This is a genomic window from Peribacillus faecalis (assembly GCF_014712675.1).
GTDB lineage: Bacteria > Bacillota > Bacilli > Bacillales > DSM-1321 > Bacillus_AD > Bacillus_AD faecalis.
Window position 1 is genome coordinate 26,129 of record NZ_JACXSI010000015.1, and the last position, 14,556, is coordinate 40,684.

17 protein-coding genes are annotated in these 14,556 nt (G+C 39.0%); 6 read left to right on the top strand and 11 right to left on the bottom strand.

All coding sequences use genetic code 11. From position 1 onward, the window contains the following. Positions 1-2 precede the first annotated feature (2 nt). Positions 3-1,172, bottom strand: a complete 1,170-nt coding sequence (locus IEO70_RS07635) for an FtsW/RodA/SpoVE family cell cycle protein (RefSeq protein WP_190997782.1) — start codon at positions 1,170-1,172, stop codon at positions 3-5. Between the two features lie 200 nt (positions 1,173-1,372). Between IEO70_RS07635 and IEO70_RS07640 the strand changes: the two genes are divergently transcribed. The 5 genes from IEO70_RS07640 to IEO70_RS07660 all read left to right on the top strand — a co-directional run bounded on the left by IEO70_RS07640 (position 1,373) and on the right by IEO70_RS07660 (position 6,563). Then, positions 1,373-1,942, top strand: coding sequence for a TetR/AcrR family transcriptional regulator (locus tag IEO70_RS07640; RefSeq protein ID WP_190997783.1), 570 nt, complete (start codon positions 1,373-1,375; stop codon positions 1,940-1,942). A 189-nt stretch (positions 1,943-2,131) separates the two neighbouring features. Next, positions 2,132-4,303: an MMPL family transporter gene (locus IEO70_RS07645; RefSeq protein ID WP_190997784.1), complete on the top strand. Its 2,172-nt coding sequence runs from the start codon at positions 2,132-2,134 to the stop codon at positions 4,301-4,303. Positions 4,304-4,493: 190 nt separating this feature from the next. Further along, on the top strand, positions 4,494-5,204 hold the full coding sequence (locus tag IEO70_RS07650; protein ID WP_190997785.1) for an ABC transporter ATP-binding protein: 711 nt from the start codon (positions 4,494-4,496) through the stop codon (positions 5,202-5,204). Continuing rightward, a complete protein-coding gene (locus IEO70_RS07655) occupies positions 5,201-5,950 on the top strand; it encodes an ABC transporter permease (protein WP_190997786.1) in 750 nt (249 codons plus the stop codon). Before IEO70_RS07650 ends, IEO70_RS07655 begins: the two co-directional genes overlap by 4 nt. 55 nt (positions 5,951-6,005) lie before the next feature. Further along, complete coding sequence (locus IEO70_RS07660) at positions 6,006-6,563, top strand: PadR family transcriptional regulator (protein ID WP_190997787.1); 558 nt, start codon at positions 6,006-6,008, stop codon at positions 6,561-6,563. Positions 6,564-6,678: 115 nt separating this feature from the next. Here the strand turns inward: IEO70_RS07660 and IEO70_RS07665 are convergent, their stop codons facing one another. The 10 genes from IEO70_RS07665 to IEO70_RS07710 all read right to left on the bottom strand — a co-directional run bounded on the left by IEO70_RS07665 (position 6,679) and on the right by IEO70_RS07710 (position 12,249). Beyond that, positions 6,679-6,828, bottom strand: coding sequence for a hypothetical protein (locus tag IEO70_RS07665; protein ID WP_190997788.1), 150 nt, complete (start codon positions 6,826-6,828; stop codon positions 6,679-6,681). After that, positions 6,819-7,367 (bottom strand): sulfurtransferase TusA family protein, encoded by a 549-nt coding sequence (locus tag IEO70_RS07670; RefSeq protein ID WP_190997789.1) that lies wholly within the window; start codon positions 7,365-7,367, stop codon positions 6,819-6,821. The genes IEO70_RS07665 and IEO70_RS07670 overlap by 10 nt, the downstream gene beginning before the upstream one ends. Before the next feature lie 47 nt (positions 7,368-7,414). After that, the gene (locus tag IEO70_RS07675; protein ID WP_190997790.1) at positions 7,415-7,711 is read right to left on the bottom strand and encodes a rhodanese-like domain-containing protein; all 297 of its coding nucleotides are present in this window, start codon (positions 7,709-7,711) and stop codon (positions 7,415-7,417) included. Between the two features lie 18 nt (positions 7,712-7,729). Beyond that, on the bottom strand, positions 7,730-8,209 hold the full coding sequence (locus tag IEO70_RS07680) for a DsrE/DsrF/DrsH-like family protein (protein ID WP_190997791.1): 480 nt from the start codon (positions 8,207-8,209) through the stop codon (positions 7,730-7,732). A gap of 154 nt (positions 8,210-8,363) precedes the next feature. Then, positions 8,364-8,624, bottom strand: a complete 261-nt coding sequence (locus IEO70_RS07685) for a metal-sensitive transcriptional regulator (protein WP_190997792.1) — start codon at positions 8,622-8,624, stop codon at positions 8,364-8,366. Between the two features lie 23 nt (positions 8,625-8,647). Next, a complete protein-coding gene (locus tag IEO70_RS07690; protein WP_190997793.1) occupies positions 8,648-8,965 on the bottom strand; it encodes a rhodanese-like domain-containing protein in 318 nt (105 codons plus the stop codon). Positions 8,966-9,270: 305 nt separating this feature from the next. After that, positions 9,271-9,921, bottom strand: coding sequence for an amino acid ABC transporter permease (locus IEO70_RS07695; RefSeq protein ID WP_190997794.1), 651 nt, complete (start codon positions 9,919-9,921; stop codon positions 9,271-9,273). A 15-nt stretch (positions 9,922-9,936) separates the two neighbouring features. Beyond that, the gene (locus IEO70_RS07700; RefSeq protein WP_190997795.1) at positions 9,937-10,590 is read right to left on the bottom strand and encodes an amino acid ABC transporter permease; all 654 of its coding nucleotides are present in this window, start codon (positions 10,588-10,590) and stop codon (positions 9,937-9,939) included. A gap of 104 nt (positions 10,591-10,694) precedes the next feature. Further along, positions 10,695-11,504, bottom strand: a complete 810-nt coding sequence (locus IEO70_RS07705; RefSeq protein WP_190997796.1) for a transporter substrate-binding domain-containing protein — start codon at positions 11,502-11,504, stop codon at positions 10,695-10,697. A 16-nt stretch (positions 11,505-11,520) separates the two neighbouring features. Then, positions 11,521-12,249, bottom strand: coding sequence for an amino acid ABC transporter ATP-binding protein (locus IEO70_RS07710; protein ID WP_190997797.1), 729 nt, complete (start codon positions 12,247-12,249; stop codon positions 11,521-11,523). 372 nt (positions 12,250-12,621) lie between these two features. Between IEO70_RS07710 and asnB the strand changes: the two genes are divergently transcribed. Further along, a complete protein-coding gene (gene asnB, locus IEO70_RS07715) occupies positions 12,622-14,508 on the top strand; it encodes an asparagine synthase (glutamine-hydrolyzing) (RefSeq protein ID WP_190997798.1) in 1,887 nt (628 codons plus the stop codon). The last annotated feature ends 48 nt before the right edge of the window (positions 14,509-14,556 follow it).

Below are 14,556 nucleotides of genomic sequence, written 5' to 3' on the forward strand. Positions count from 1 at the left end.
TATTACTTCTCAGTCGAGAACATATACTTTTTATAATGGTAGCCTATACTGAATATGAGACCCATGCCGAGCATGTTGCCCCAGAGCGAGCTTCCCCCGTAGCTTATGAAAGGCAGAGGGATACCGGTAATAGGAACTACACCAATTGTCATACCGACATTTTGGAATACGTGGAAGGTAATCATACTGATAATACCGACGCAAATATACGTATAAAATTGATTTTTCGTATCCATAGCTAATCTCATGATATGGTAAATCAATACGAAAAATAAGCTCAAGACAATACTTGTCCCAATAAATCCGTATTCTTCACCGATGACACTAAAAATAAAATCGGTTTGGCTTTCAGGTAGATATACTTCCCTGTTGCCGGTTCCTTTACCTGTTGTTTCTCCAGATCCGATTGCCAAGAGAGAACGGGTCAAATGATAACCGGCCGAACTTTCATAGTTATACGGATCAAGCCATGAATATATACGACCGAGCTGATACTGTTTAACCCCAAGATACTTCTCAATAAATGCCGGAAATTTCACGACAAGTAATAAAATCAAAGCCCCGATTGTTGCCCCTCCTCCATATATTGGCAAAAGCAACTTCCATGTGATGCCCGAAACAAATATCATTCCTGTTAAAATGGCAAGCATAACAATCGATGTTCCTAAGTCAGGCTGCAACATAACAAAAAACAGAGGAAGAGCCGTAACTAATCCAAGCTTAACAAGAAGCCAAAAATCGCTCTGCAATGTTTTCACTACATGCTTAGCATGATGGGTGACAATCACATTGGCCAAAGCGACAATCAGGAAGATTTTCATGAATTCGGAAGGTTGCAGTGACATACCGGGCAATCTATACCAACTCTTCGCTCCATTGATAACAGGAGCAATACTGCTCGGAGCAACTACCAGAAAAGCGAGCATAGCAATTCCAGCACCATATGCATACCATGATATGCGTCTAATTTGGTCGGAATCCAGTGTGATTACCGACAAGATAATGCCTATTCCGGCAACATAAAATACCATTTGCTTTAATAAGAAATTCTCTGAGTACTGTCCTGATGCCTGTGCACTGTAAATCGCTATGCCGCTGCAGATAGCGAGCAAGGTCAAAATCAGCACTAAAGTATAGTCTACTCTGGATGTTTTAAAATTGATTTTCTGCACTGCAAAATCTCCTTATTAAATTGATAAGGAATACTTATTTCCCTTTTGCATATAGTCTTACTTAATTATACTGCACACATTTAAAATCACAACTGAGAAACTCTATATGGTTTAATTTTCTTTCAATAGCATTTTAAAAACTACTACTAAATAACCGTTTCATGTCATAATGAAAGAAAAAAGAGAAGAAGGAGAAGAGAATGGCTCGAAAGAAAAAAATCGATCATAAGGAACTGATGATTGAAACAGAAAAATTGCTTTTGGAAACCGGCTATGACAGTTTTCATTTTCGCTTACTTGCCGAACGTTTAGGTGTTGGACGGAGCACACTTTATGAATACTACGCCAATAAAGACGATCTTATTACAGCATACGTTCATTCTTTCGCCTATGAACGTGTCGAAGAAAGCAAGCTTGTTTTAGAGATTGATGATTTGCAGGAACAGTTGAAGGCTTTTCTCCGTATCTTTTTGAAATATAACCATATCCAGCAAATTGTAACAATGATCACGCAAATGGAAGGTCAAAACAAGCCCCAAAATGAGGAAAATGTCATCCATATTAAGAAGCTGATTAAAGAAATCAATGCTGTAAGTCTGCAAATTATAAAAAAGGGACAGCGCGAAGGCAAAATCCGACACGATTTGGACGATATGTTCATATCTTATATGATGTTCCACCTCATCCAAATCCCAAACTTCCGACAAAAACCTGATGAAGAGCGCCTTGAGCAATTTGTCGACTTTTTATTGAATGGTGTCAGTACATAGTATTTGACGCCATTCTTATCCTCATGTCATAATTTATTCAGGTTGCCAAATAAATCAAATACTTTTGAAATTGGCGCTATTTTTTATACCATTATCGACACTTATGTCGGAAATACTTTTCTAATGAGAATCACAAATGATTTTTTCACCCACATCCGACACTAGTGTCAAAAAAGAAAGGGGTATTATATGTTTCAGTTTATCGCTCGATTATTCAGTTCCAAACAGGGAGTAGCAATTACATTGTCTTTATGGATAGTCCTGACTATCGCTCTTTCCTTCTTAGCTCCTTCTTCTCAGAATGAGAAATCAGCCAAGGAAGGAAGCGGTCTCCCGGACTCATCTTTATATGAACAGGCGCAAACCATCATTGATGAGAATTTTTCCAACGATGAAGGCACACCTGCCATTCTTGTATTTACATCGGAAAACACATTGACTGATTCTGAACTGGCAAGCATCGCAAAAGTGAGCAAAGCTGTTGCAGAGGCAAAAATCGCTCATGTTCAAGAGGTGTTGCCGCTTGATCAGTTGCCGCCTCAAATCATTCAGTCATTCATTTCTGAGGACGGCACCAGCATTACGATACCGATTATGATCGAGCCGAATATTGAAACCGAAGAAATTACAAAAGCCTTAGAAAGCATTGAGGAACAAGCAGCAAATAATGCATCTGACACACTTATCTTTAAAATGACCGGACCTGCTGCTATTGCCTCTGATTCTGTCAAACTATTCGAGCAGGCCGATGTTGTACTGATTCTCGCGACTGTCGCTTTAATTTTAGTATTGCTGATTGTCATATACCGTTCGCCATTATTGGCCATCATACCGCTTTTAGCATGCGGCATTGTCTATTTAGTTGTTGATCGCGTGCTCGGCTTGGCAGGAGCGGCCGGACTGTTTTTAGATGCCCAAACATTGTCGATTATGGCCATCCTGCTATTCGCAGCGATTACAGACTATTCACTATTCATTTTCTCTCGCTTCCGTGAAGAGCTGAAAACAGGGCAAGATAAATTTACAAGCATGAAAAAGGCGATGTCTAAAGTCGGAGAGCCAATTTTCTTCAGTGGAGCGACCATTATCGTTGCTGTTCTTATGTTATTTTTTGCTTCAGACGCTGCTTATCGAAACTTTGCACCGGTTTTTGCTATTGCCGTGTTCATTATAGGCATTGGCGGGCTAACTTTAGTTCCGGCCTTGTTCACGCTTTTTGGCAAAGCCGCTTTCTGGCCTTTCGTACCAAAGCCGGGAGATGAGGCAAAAAGCAGTTCAAAAGTTTGGTCAAAACTCGGAAAATTTGTCACAACTTATCCCAGAATCATCATTGCGGCTGTGACAATTATTATGATTGCATTCTCGATTAATATCGCTAACATTCAGTACTCTTTCAACATTCTCAAGTCATTCCCTGAAGATATGGAGTCACGGGAAGGCTTTGAAATTTTGGAGAGCAAATATTCACCCGGCAGCTTAGCACCGACAACTGTTTTATTGTCTTCCGAAACAGAATTACAGAATGAAAAGATTGCTGCTGTCATAACTGAACTGGAAAAGCAGCCAGGCATCGAAAGCATTTCACCGAATTCTGACGCTATTATGCAAAACAGCTCCAGCATTCTTTCGAAAGACGGAAAAGCAGCACAACTGCAAATCACTTTAATCGATGACCCGTACTCGCTTGAAGCGATTGAAACAATTCAGCGATTGCAAGACGATAGTGAAGACATACTGCAGGGAGCCGGCGTTGAAGAAGAGCTTTCCGTTTTCTATTCGGGCGAAACGGCTCTACAAGCAGATTTGCAAAGAGCTAATGACCGGGACACATTGTTAGTCGTCGTTCTCGTCACCATCTTGATTACCATTATGCTTGGATTGCTGACACGATCGCTTGTCGCTCCTCTATATATGATGGGCACGATTCTATTATCCTTCTTCTCCGCTTTAGGGCTAGGGATGCTTATTCTCGAAGGCTTGTTCGGAATAGAAGCAATGAGTTCACGCATTCCTTTGTATACATTTGTGTTTCTCGTAGCACTGGGAGTCGACTACAATATTATGCTCGTTTCCCGAATCAAAGAAGAAATCGGGCACTTTTCCATCAAAGAAGCAGTTGAAAGAGGGGTATCCTTTACCGGAGGCGTCATATCATCTGCCGGTCTAATTTTGGCTGCCACATTCGCTGTTTTGACAACACAGCCGATTATGGAATTGTTTATTTTCGGATTTATCGTCGCACTCGGGGTTATGATCGATACATTTATTGTCCGCAGCATGCTTGTTCCTGCCATCATTGTTGTTTTAGGCAAATGGAGCTTCTGGCCGCTGAAGAAAGAGAAAATGAAGCAATTGAATTAATAAAGTAATCCTTTTGCTTAAAAGGGGAAGCATTGGAGCAAGCCGGTCTTTCACAGGATCCGGCTTGCTTTATTTTATTTAAATTAGTGTTCGCCTATTCGTAAAAGAATTTTTGTAACTATTTACATTTTTTACCATTAGTTATATAATCAACGTTGAATATATAACGGTGATTATAGGAGGAAACTTTATGACTAATAATCTTGTTGTCATCAAAGGCATTGAAAAAGATGTTGGAGTAAGAATAATTGTTCAAGATATGTCCTTTACAATCAAGAAAGGAGAAACCATCGTGATTATCGGACCTAACGGCTCAGGCAAGACGACAACATTAGAAATGATTTTGGGCATCCAAAAACCGACAAGGGGAGAAATTGCTTATTGGACTAAAGATTTTCAAACAGCTGTTGGTGTCCAGCTGCAATCTACCCCTTTCTTTCCTGGTTTGACTGCAAAAGAGAATTTACAATTGTTTGCCTGTTTCTACAAAAAGAAATTACCGGAAGAAGAGATTGACTCTCTCTTAAAAACGTGCTCAATGCATGAGGCCAGAAATACAGATGTCGCTAAGCTATCAGGCGGTCAGCTGAAAAGACTTTCAATTGCCACAGCACTAGTTCACCACCCAGCTTTAGTTTTTCTCGACGAACCGACAGCCGCACTTGATCCACTCTCACGAAAAGAAATACACCAAACTATTTTAGATTTAAAAAAACAAGGAAAAACGGTTGTTTTAACCTCTCACGATATGGATGAAGCAGCTAAGTTATCTGACCGGATCTTATTTTTCCATAGCGGGTCACTCATTGCGGATGGATCGAAAGAAGAATTGTTCAGCCAATACCTCAGTCACGATTTAGAAGAATTATATATGTCTTTAACAAAAGGAGAATCAATATGAAAACACTATTTCATTTAATGTTGAAGGACACCTTGTCCGATAAAATCTCTTTAACATATGCCGTTCTTTTCCCACTAGGTTTAATGGTCGGAATTGATTTCTTTATAGACTCGCCTCATAATTCATTTTTGCTCCCGACTGTTATTAGCATCAGTTTGTTATTTTGGAACTTACAAGGCTTGGCCTTTCAAATATTTCGCCAAAAGAGTAAAGGTGTTTATCGCCTGATTAAAATTACGCCAATGAATATGACCGAATTTATCGCTGCAATGATGGCGGTCCGGACATTGATTTCCATTGTAATCAACCTTTTCATTTTCGTTATTGGTATTTACATTCTTGATATTTCCGTATCATTTTTACTTGTTCTACAGTGGTTATGTATTATGCTTGCAGCTTCGCTTTGCTTCTCAGCTCTTGGCTTTTTCATTAGCAATATCTCCAAAAACGAAGGGCAAATTAATGCTTTCAGCAATCTGCTATATTTGCCGATGGTCTTTTGTACTGAAGCTTTCTATTCGTTGCAAAATGCGCCTAGCTTTATCAGTTTCATCGGAAAATGCCTGCCTTTTCATTATGTCATCCAATCCCTTCAGACAACGTTAGATGAGCAGGCAGCATCAGTCCTAACCTATCTTCTACTCATCTTGCTATTTACATTTTTCTTTTTCATCCTTAGTTTATGGACGATTACCGGTCGGAATAAATTTACAATATTAGGAACAAAAGTCACTTCTGAAAAGTGAAATGTGATACAGTAGAAGCAAATATTCAACTTTATCTATTCAATATTGAGGTGTAATGATGACAAGACTTATGGTATTAGGATTATTACGATTAAAACCAATGTCAGGCTATGAAATTCAGCAGCTTCTTCAAGTGAGCCAATCCGATCAATGGGCTGGCATACTTCCAGGTTCCATCTATCACGCCTTAAAAAAATTAGATAAAGAAGGTCTCGTGAAAATTCATTCAGTGGAAACAACCGGCAATCGCTCTAAAGCGATTTATGAAATAACGGAGCAAGGCCAAGATGAGTATAAGCAGCTTTTGATCCAAGCCTTCACTTCGCCTTCTACTGTCTTACCAACTGATTTATATACCGGACTTTCGATGTTATCTTTGCCAAATCCGGCTATCGATTTAAGTGACATCATCAACGCTGTTCAAATTCAATTATCGCAACTTCACCGGCAATGGCATCAAATGAAAACCGGTATAGAGCAAAAAAAACAGTACTCCAACAATATCTTTCAACAATTCACATTTGAGCAAATCAATAAGCAATATATGCTGCAAATCGAGTCTCTCGAGCAATTATTGGAGATTTTGAAACAGCAAAACAGTTTACGGAGCTGATTTCCTTGAGTCAGTTCCTTTCTTTTATATATTTGTATTTACTGGACCATCAAAACTGATATTCTTCTACTTTTTGAATTAATTCTTCCGCTTTCGAAACAAATTCATCCTCAACTCAAACTAATTCGACCACAATCGAAATTAATTCTTCTACTTTCAAAATTAATTCATCCGCTTTTCCACATAATTCGTCCAAATTCAAGGTGCCATCCCTAAAATGCCAAAAAGCACCGCTCATCAAGCGGTGCTCTTTGCTTATTTCCATTGGCTCATGCCCGGAATAACATTGAGTACATTCGAGAAACCTTTTTCTGTTAACTTTTGCGCAGCCAAATCGCTTCTGCTGCCTGTACGGCATACTACGTAAATCTCATCGTCAGCATTCAATTCGCTCAAACGGTCATCCAATTCTCCAAGCGGAATCGAAATCGCTCCAGGAATCGAATGAAAGGCAAATTCTGCGCTTTCTCGCACATCAACAATTACGATCGTTTCATTCGTATCTATCTTCTTCTGCAAATCTTCATTACTGATGACATGCGGATGCTTCTTCTCTACTTCCTCGCCTTGAGATGATTTTCTTACATAATGCTTTAACACATCGCCATCTTCAATAGTACCGATGTATTGATGTCCAACGCGTTCAGCCCAAGCTTTAAGGTCCGCTGTCGATCCTTTATCTGTAGCTTGAATTTCTAAAACTTGACCGGCTTCTAATGTGTCGATTGTTTTCTTCGTGCGCACAATCGGCATCGGACAAGCCAAGCCCTTTGCGTCTAAGGTTACATCTGCTTTTATTGCCATAATTTCATCTCCTTTTATACCGTTAGTGGTATGTCCCAAGTCCAAGATTACTTTACTTCGCCTTCCCAATCCAACATTCCACCGGTCATGTTTGTTACGTTGAAGCCTTGGCTTTCAAGGAACTGAGTCGCTTGGCCGCTTCTTCCGCCCGAACGGCAAACCATGATGTACTCTTTTGATTTATCAAGTTCATTCATGCGGAATTCAATTAGTCCAAGCGGAATATTAACCGCACCCGCAATATGACCTTCTGCCACTTCATGCGCTTCTCTAACATCAATAAGGTTTAATGTTTTCCCTGCATTAATTAATTGTTCCACTTCTTTAGCGCTGATTTGTTTCATTTTAATCCAACCCCTTTATTAAATAAATAAGTTAACGTGTCCTTCTTCTGCATCCGCTAAATAAGCGGCAACTCCAGCGTATTCAATGCCGTCAAGCAGCTCTTCCTTCGCAAGTCCTAGTAAATCCATCGTCATTGTGCAAGCAACGAGTTTTATATCTTGCTCCTGAGCCATTTCAATTAACTGTTGAACAGTCAGAGTATTATGTTTTTTCATAATATCTTTGATCATTTTAGGACCGAATCCTGCAAAATTCATTTTAGAAAGTCCCATGTTTTCTGACCCTCGCGGCATCATTTTCGCAAACATTTTCTCCATAAAACTTTTGTTTACTTGAATCGGTTCATCTTTGCGCAATGCATTTAAACCCCAGAATGTATGAAAAATAGTTACCTCATGATCATAAGCTGCTGCCCCATTTGCAATAATGTATGCAGCCATCGCTTTATCATAATCCCCGCTGAATAGTACAATAGTTGTTTTTTTTCTCTCCGACATTTAAATCCCCCTAAGATTGTTATCTTAAATATACCCTTACAGGTATTTAAAATGCAATAAATATGCCTCTATAAAATTGTTTGCTTGCCACTGGTTAAAATTACCCGCCAGGGTATAAAGAAGACCAAAAATAAAAGAGCGTTCACTCCTTTATTTATCGGCTTTTCACTAATAAGTTCACAGCTTCCTTCACCAATGATTCTGCGTCTTCGCCTTTTTCATTGGCATTTTGCACACATTCCACCAGATTGGAACTAACGACAACTCCAATTGTACGATCGATTGCTGAACGAGTTGCTGATAACTGCGTAATAACTTCCTTACAGTCTTTGCTCTCTTCCATCATTCGCAAAATACCTCTTAGCTGACCTTCAATACGTTTCACTCGATTTTTCATTTGGTCAGTGTATTCCATATATTCAACCACCTTTCTCGAAATTACATAACAGAATATGATGTGACTTGTATCCCTTTTCTTCTTAACATCCTTACGCCTATATTTTTCTCAAGCTCATCATGGACTATGAGATGTACTTTTTCTCGCGGTATTTCTTCATGATATCGTTCAATATAAGCAACCGGGATGTTTATGCTGCCTTCTAACGGATTTTTATCCGAAATATTATAATCTCTAATATCTACAATCACTTCTTGCACTTCTTCCACTTTGCCCTCATACGGCACGTTTTTAACCGGCAAATATCTTCTGATCAGCAGGAAGGCCAACACAAGAGAAAGTGTAAATATAACCAACATTATTGTATCAACTCCGAAGATGTTTTGAAATATAATCTGATATTATACCCTTGCAGGTATATAGTCAACAGAAATGATTAGAAAAACCGTCCTTTTTTAGCAGTTCAAAAGTTCTATGTTTTATTAAAAGGATGTTTTCATAAACTATGTTACAAATATTAATCCGCAAAGGCTGATTTCCGCTCCACTCAACCAAACGGTTTTACTCATTAAAAACATTTAAAAACAACAGCATTTTATAAAAGACTGTAAGTAAAAAAGCAAAAAGCTTTCCCAAAAGTAAACACTTTCAAGAAAGCTTCTCTCTATGCAGTCTTCAATTCGATTCTCTTCGCAAGTTTAGACAGTGCAAAATTCACTATAAAATACATAAACGCCACCATGATAAAAATCGGAATAATATAACGCTGTGATTGGGCATTGATAACTTGAGCATGATGCATTAATTCCGGCAAAGCAATGACGACACACAGCGATGTGTCTTTCAGCAAAGCGATAAATTGGCTGACTATCGGCGGTACCATTCGCCGCAGTGCCTGCGGCAGGACAATATAAGCGAGTGTCTGCACATACGTCAATCCTGATGAACGACCTGCCTCAATTTGTCCTCTCGGTATCGAATTCAAACCGCTTCGAATAATTTCAGACAACATTGCTGATTCAAATACAGTTAATGCAGTCACAGCTGAAGCTGTTATGCTAAGCTTCAATCCGACTTCAGGCAAAGCGAAATATGTAAAGAAAATAATTAATAACAATGGAAGATTTCTCGTAATTTCAACAATTGCCGCTAATAGTCTTGATAGAAACCGAATATTTGCATAGCGTAAAATACCGATTGCGCCACCAATTAGAAAACTTAAAATGATTGATAAGAAGGCAACCTTTAACGTGACGGCAAATCCCTCGAGTAAAAAGCTTAGATGTTCTGCACTATAGGCTCCCATAAAATCCAATTTACTCTACCTCCCTCAATTACTCTTCGCCAAGCGTTTTTCTAACGTATTGACGCCATAGCTTAAAGGAAGAGTGATAATTAAATAGAATATAGCCACAAAAATGTATACATCAAAAACAATGAATGTTCTTGAGGAAATTAAATCACCTTGATACATAAGCTCTGATACAGCCAGTACACTTAAAATCGATGAGTTTTTAACAAGATTAATAAACTGGTTCCCTAACGGCGGCACAACTATTTTGATTGCTTGAGGCAAAATAATGTGTCTCATCGTTTGAATATAGGTCAGACCTGATGAACGGGCTGCTTCCATTTGCCCTTTTGGCACTGACATAATGCCGGCGCGAATCGCTTCGGCAATAAAAGCTGAAGTATAGACAATCAACGCAATGGTACCAGCATACACACCGTCCAATCTGACGCCTATTGAAGGTAGACCGACAAATAGGAAAAACGCAATAATCAGCAGCGGAATATTTCGGATAAACTCCACATAAATGGTGCCGATCCAATTCAGCAGCTTAACCGGCGCGATTCGAAACACAGCTAAAACAGTCCCTAAAATAAAACTCCCGACTAAGGATGTCAAACTGACCAATAAGGTAACTTTGAATCCCTCCAAGTACATATCAATATTCCCGGTCAAAATCGAAAAATCCAGCAAAGTTCTCACTCCCTTAACATTTGATAGATTCTTTCTAAATTCGAATAGACGGGCAGTTGAATCCCCAACATTCTGAGGAACTGCCCGTAACCTGCATAATCCGCTTATTCCATTTCCCCAAACCATTTGTTGTAAATCTCATCATATGTGCCGTTTTCTCTTATTTCTTCTAATACTCGGTTAATTTCATTCAAAAGCTCAGTTTGGCCTTTCTTAACAGCGATACCGTATGGTTCATCTGTAAATGTACCGCCGACTACCTCATAATTAGAATCCTCAGAAGCCATACCATAAAGAATCGAATTATCTGTAGTCAAGACATCGCCTTGTCCTGCTTTTAGTGCTGTGAATGCCTCGGAGTAATTTTCAAATTCAAGCACTTGAGCATCTGTCAACTCACGAATATTATCTGCGGAAGTTGAACCTTTAACTGCCAACACTTTAGTGCTGCTTGTAATGTCATCGATTTTTTGGATCGGACTGCCCTTTTTAACAAGCAATGCTTGACCTGCTTCGAAATACACGTCTGAAAAGTCAACTTGCTCTTTACGTTCATCCGTAATCGTCATCGTTGCGATAATGGCATCAATTTCACCGTTTTGCAGTAATGGAATACGTGTTTTGGATGTTACTTCTTTAAATTCGACATTAGCTTCATCGCCTAAAATACCTTTGGCAATTTCATTAGCAATGTCGATGTCAAAGCCTTCAATTTCACCTGTACTCGGGTTTTTCAGACCAAATAACCGAGTATCATTCTTTACCCCAAAAACCATGGTGTTCGATTCCTTGACGGATTCAAGCACATTTTTTCCGCTGCCGCCGGAAGAATCATCATTGCTGCCGCAAGCGGCTAATAGTACAATAGATATCAATGAAATAAATAGCAATTTAAGAAACTGTCTTGTTTTCATAAACTAATCTTCCTCTCTAATGATTTAAAATGCGACTAAGGAACAATTTAGCTCTCTCTTCCTTTGGATTGGCAAAAAATTCGGCAGGTGTAGAATCCTCCAAAATTTTGCCTTGATCAATAAAAATGACCCTGTCTGCCACTTCTTTTGCAAAACCCATCTCATGTGTCACAACGACCATTGTCATACCTTCTTTAGCCAAGTTCTTCATGACATCCAGCACTTCCCCAATCATTTCAGGATCAAGTGCAGATGTAGGCTCATCGAATAGCATGATTTCCGGACTCATCGCTAGTCCTCTCGCAATCGCAACTCGCTGCTGTTGACCGCCAGATAATTGTGAAGGATACGATTTTTCCTTATCAGGCATGCCGACCTTCTCTAAATAATAACGCGCCGTTTTCTTCGCTTCTTCATCTGACTTTTTCAGTACTTTCATTGGTGCCAGCGTAATATTTTGCAGAACTGTTTTATGAGGGTAAAGATGGAAATGTTGAAAAACCATCCCGATATCTCTTCTAAGCTTATTAATATCCGTCTTCTTATCATTGACAACGAAACCGTTAACCACCAACCTGCCGTCCGATATCGTTTCAAGCTGATTGATGCAGCGAAGCAATGTGCTTTTCCCTGAACCCGAAGGTCCAATGATGACTACAACCTCCCCTTTTTTAATAGTAAGGTTAATATCTTGCAGCACATGAAAATCGCCATAATGTTTATTTACATGTTCAAATACAATCATCGCTTTCACTCCTAACAAACTTTTTAAAAATAGCAATTTCCACTCAACCGATTGTTCCTGTGTACACTTCGTTGCACGCTATTAATCTATTGAAAGCAACTCCAAAAAAAAACTCATTTGCTTATTTTTGCCCCTAATTGCCTTTTATTAAACCAACTGCTATTTATATGGCAGAATTTGAAATAAATTGTTATTCAAGAAAACGGTATAATACATTGTTGGAAATGATGGAATAAATAATCAGGAATACTAGAAAATAATCTCCGGAAAACAAGACAAAAAAGAAAACTATGCCTTATAATAAAATAATGTCAGTAAGGACAACCTTTATATTTGCTAATATCAAAAACTAATTATAGGTAGGTGACAGCCATGTGTGGATTTGTCGGATGTATGCGTAATGATGCCAACATGGACTTAAAAGATACATGCCGTGAAATGAATGCGGTCATTACACATCGCGGCCCTGATGATGAAGGGTATTTTCATGATGAACACATTGACTTTGGCTTTAGAAGATTAAGTATTATCGGGGTAGAAACAGGTCACCAGCCTCTTTCCTACGAAAATGACCGATACTGGATTGTATTTAACGGAGAAATATATAACTATATTGAGCTTCGCCAAGAGTTAATCGATCAAGGATATACATTTAAAACAGAAGCTGATACAGAAGTAATCATTGCCTTATACAGTGCGATCGGCGAAGACGCAGTGAAAAAGCTACGCGGTATGTTCGGATTCCTGATTTGGGACAAGCAAGAAAAAACACTGTTTGGAGCAAGAGATCCATTCGGAATTAAACCGTTTTTCTATGCTGAGCAAGATGATGTCACATATTTTGCTTCAGAGAAGAAAAGTATCCTGTTAGCAATGGAAAACAGCAGTTTGGATAAGGAATCATTGCAACAATACCTAAGCTTTCAATACGTTCCAGACCCACGTTCTATGACAGCTGAAATTGTGAAACTTCTTCCAGGACACTGCTTCACGAAAAAGCTTAATGAAAAAATGAACATCCAATGCTACTGGAAACCAACTTTCAAACCAACGAATTTAACAGAATCTCAAGCAATCGAAGAAATTCGCAATGTACTGACTGATTCTGTCAACATTCATATGCGCAGTGATGTGCCGGTTGGTTCATTCCTTTCAGGTGGTATTGATTCTTCGATTATTGTTTCGCTTGCAAAAGAATTTAATCCAAACCTTAAAACATTCTCTGTCGGTTTTGAACGTGACGGCTTCAGTGAGATTGATGTGGCGAAAGAAACAGCTGCTGCACTTAATTTAGAAAACATCAGCTATGTAATTTCGCCTGAAGAATATATGAAAGAACTGCCGAAAATCATCTGGCATATGGATGATCCGCTTGCCGATCCCGCTGCGATTCCTTTATACTTCGTAGCACGCGAAGCAAGAAAGCATGTAACAGTTGTACTGTCAGGCGAAGGCGCTGATGAACTGTTCGGCGGCTATAATATTTACAGAGAGCCTCATTCATTACGTATGTTTGATAAAATTCCGAGCCCGGTTAAATCAGCGATGCAAGTCATCAGCAAAATGATGCCGGACGGCGTAAAAGGAAAAAGCTTTATCGAGCGCGGTGTGACTCCTTTAGAGCAGCGCTATATCGGTAATGCGAAGATTTTTGAGGAAAAAGAAAAGAAACTGATTCTGAAAAATCATCAAGCAAGCTTGAAGTATACAAATGTTACAGAGCCGATTTATGATCTTACAAAAGGCTTTGACGCAGTTACAAAAATGCAGCACTTGGACATCTATACTTGGCTGCGCGGAGACATTTTATTGAAAGCTGATAAAATGACTATGGCTAACTCATTGGAATTACGCGTACCATTCCTGGATAAAGAAGTATTCAATGTCGCTTCTAAACTGCATACAAACCAAAAAATCGCCAACAACACGACGAAATATATTTTACGTCGCGCAGTAGAAGGCATCGTTCCTGAACACGTATTAAACAGAAAGAAACTTGGTTTCCCTGTTCCGATCCGTCATTGGCTAAAAAACGAAATGCATGATTGGGCAATCAATATTATTAACGAAAGCCAAACAGATTACCTGTTTGACAAACAGCAAGTATTGAACCTGCTTCATGACCACTGCGCTGACAAAGCAGATAACAGCCGTAAAATCTGGACAATCTTAGTCTTCATGATTTGGCATCAAATCTACGTAGAAAAAGTGTATGACTTTCATACAGAAATAATTGAACAAAGCAAAATGACTATGTAACACAAAACGCCTTTGGCTAATGACAGCCAAAGGCGCTTTTTTTACGAA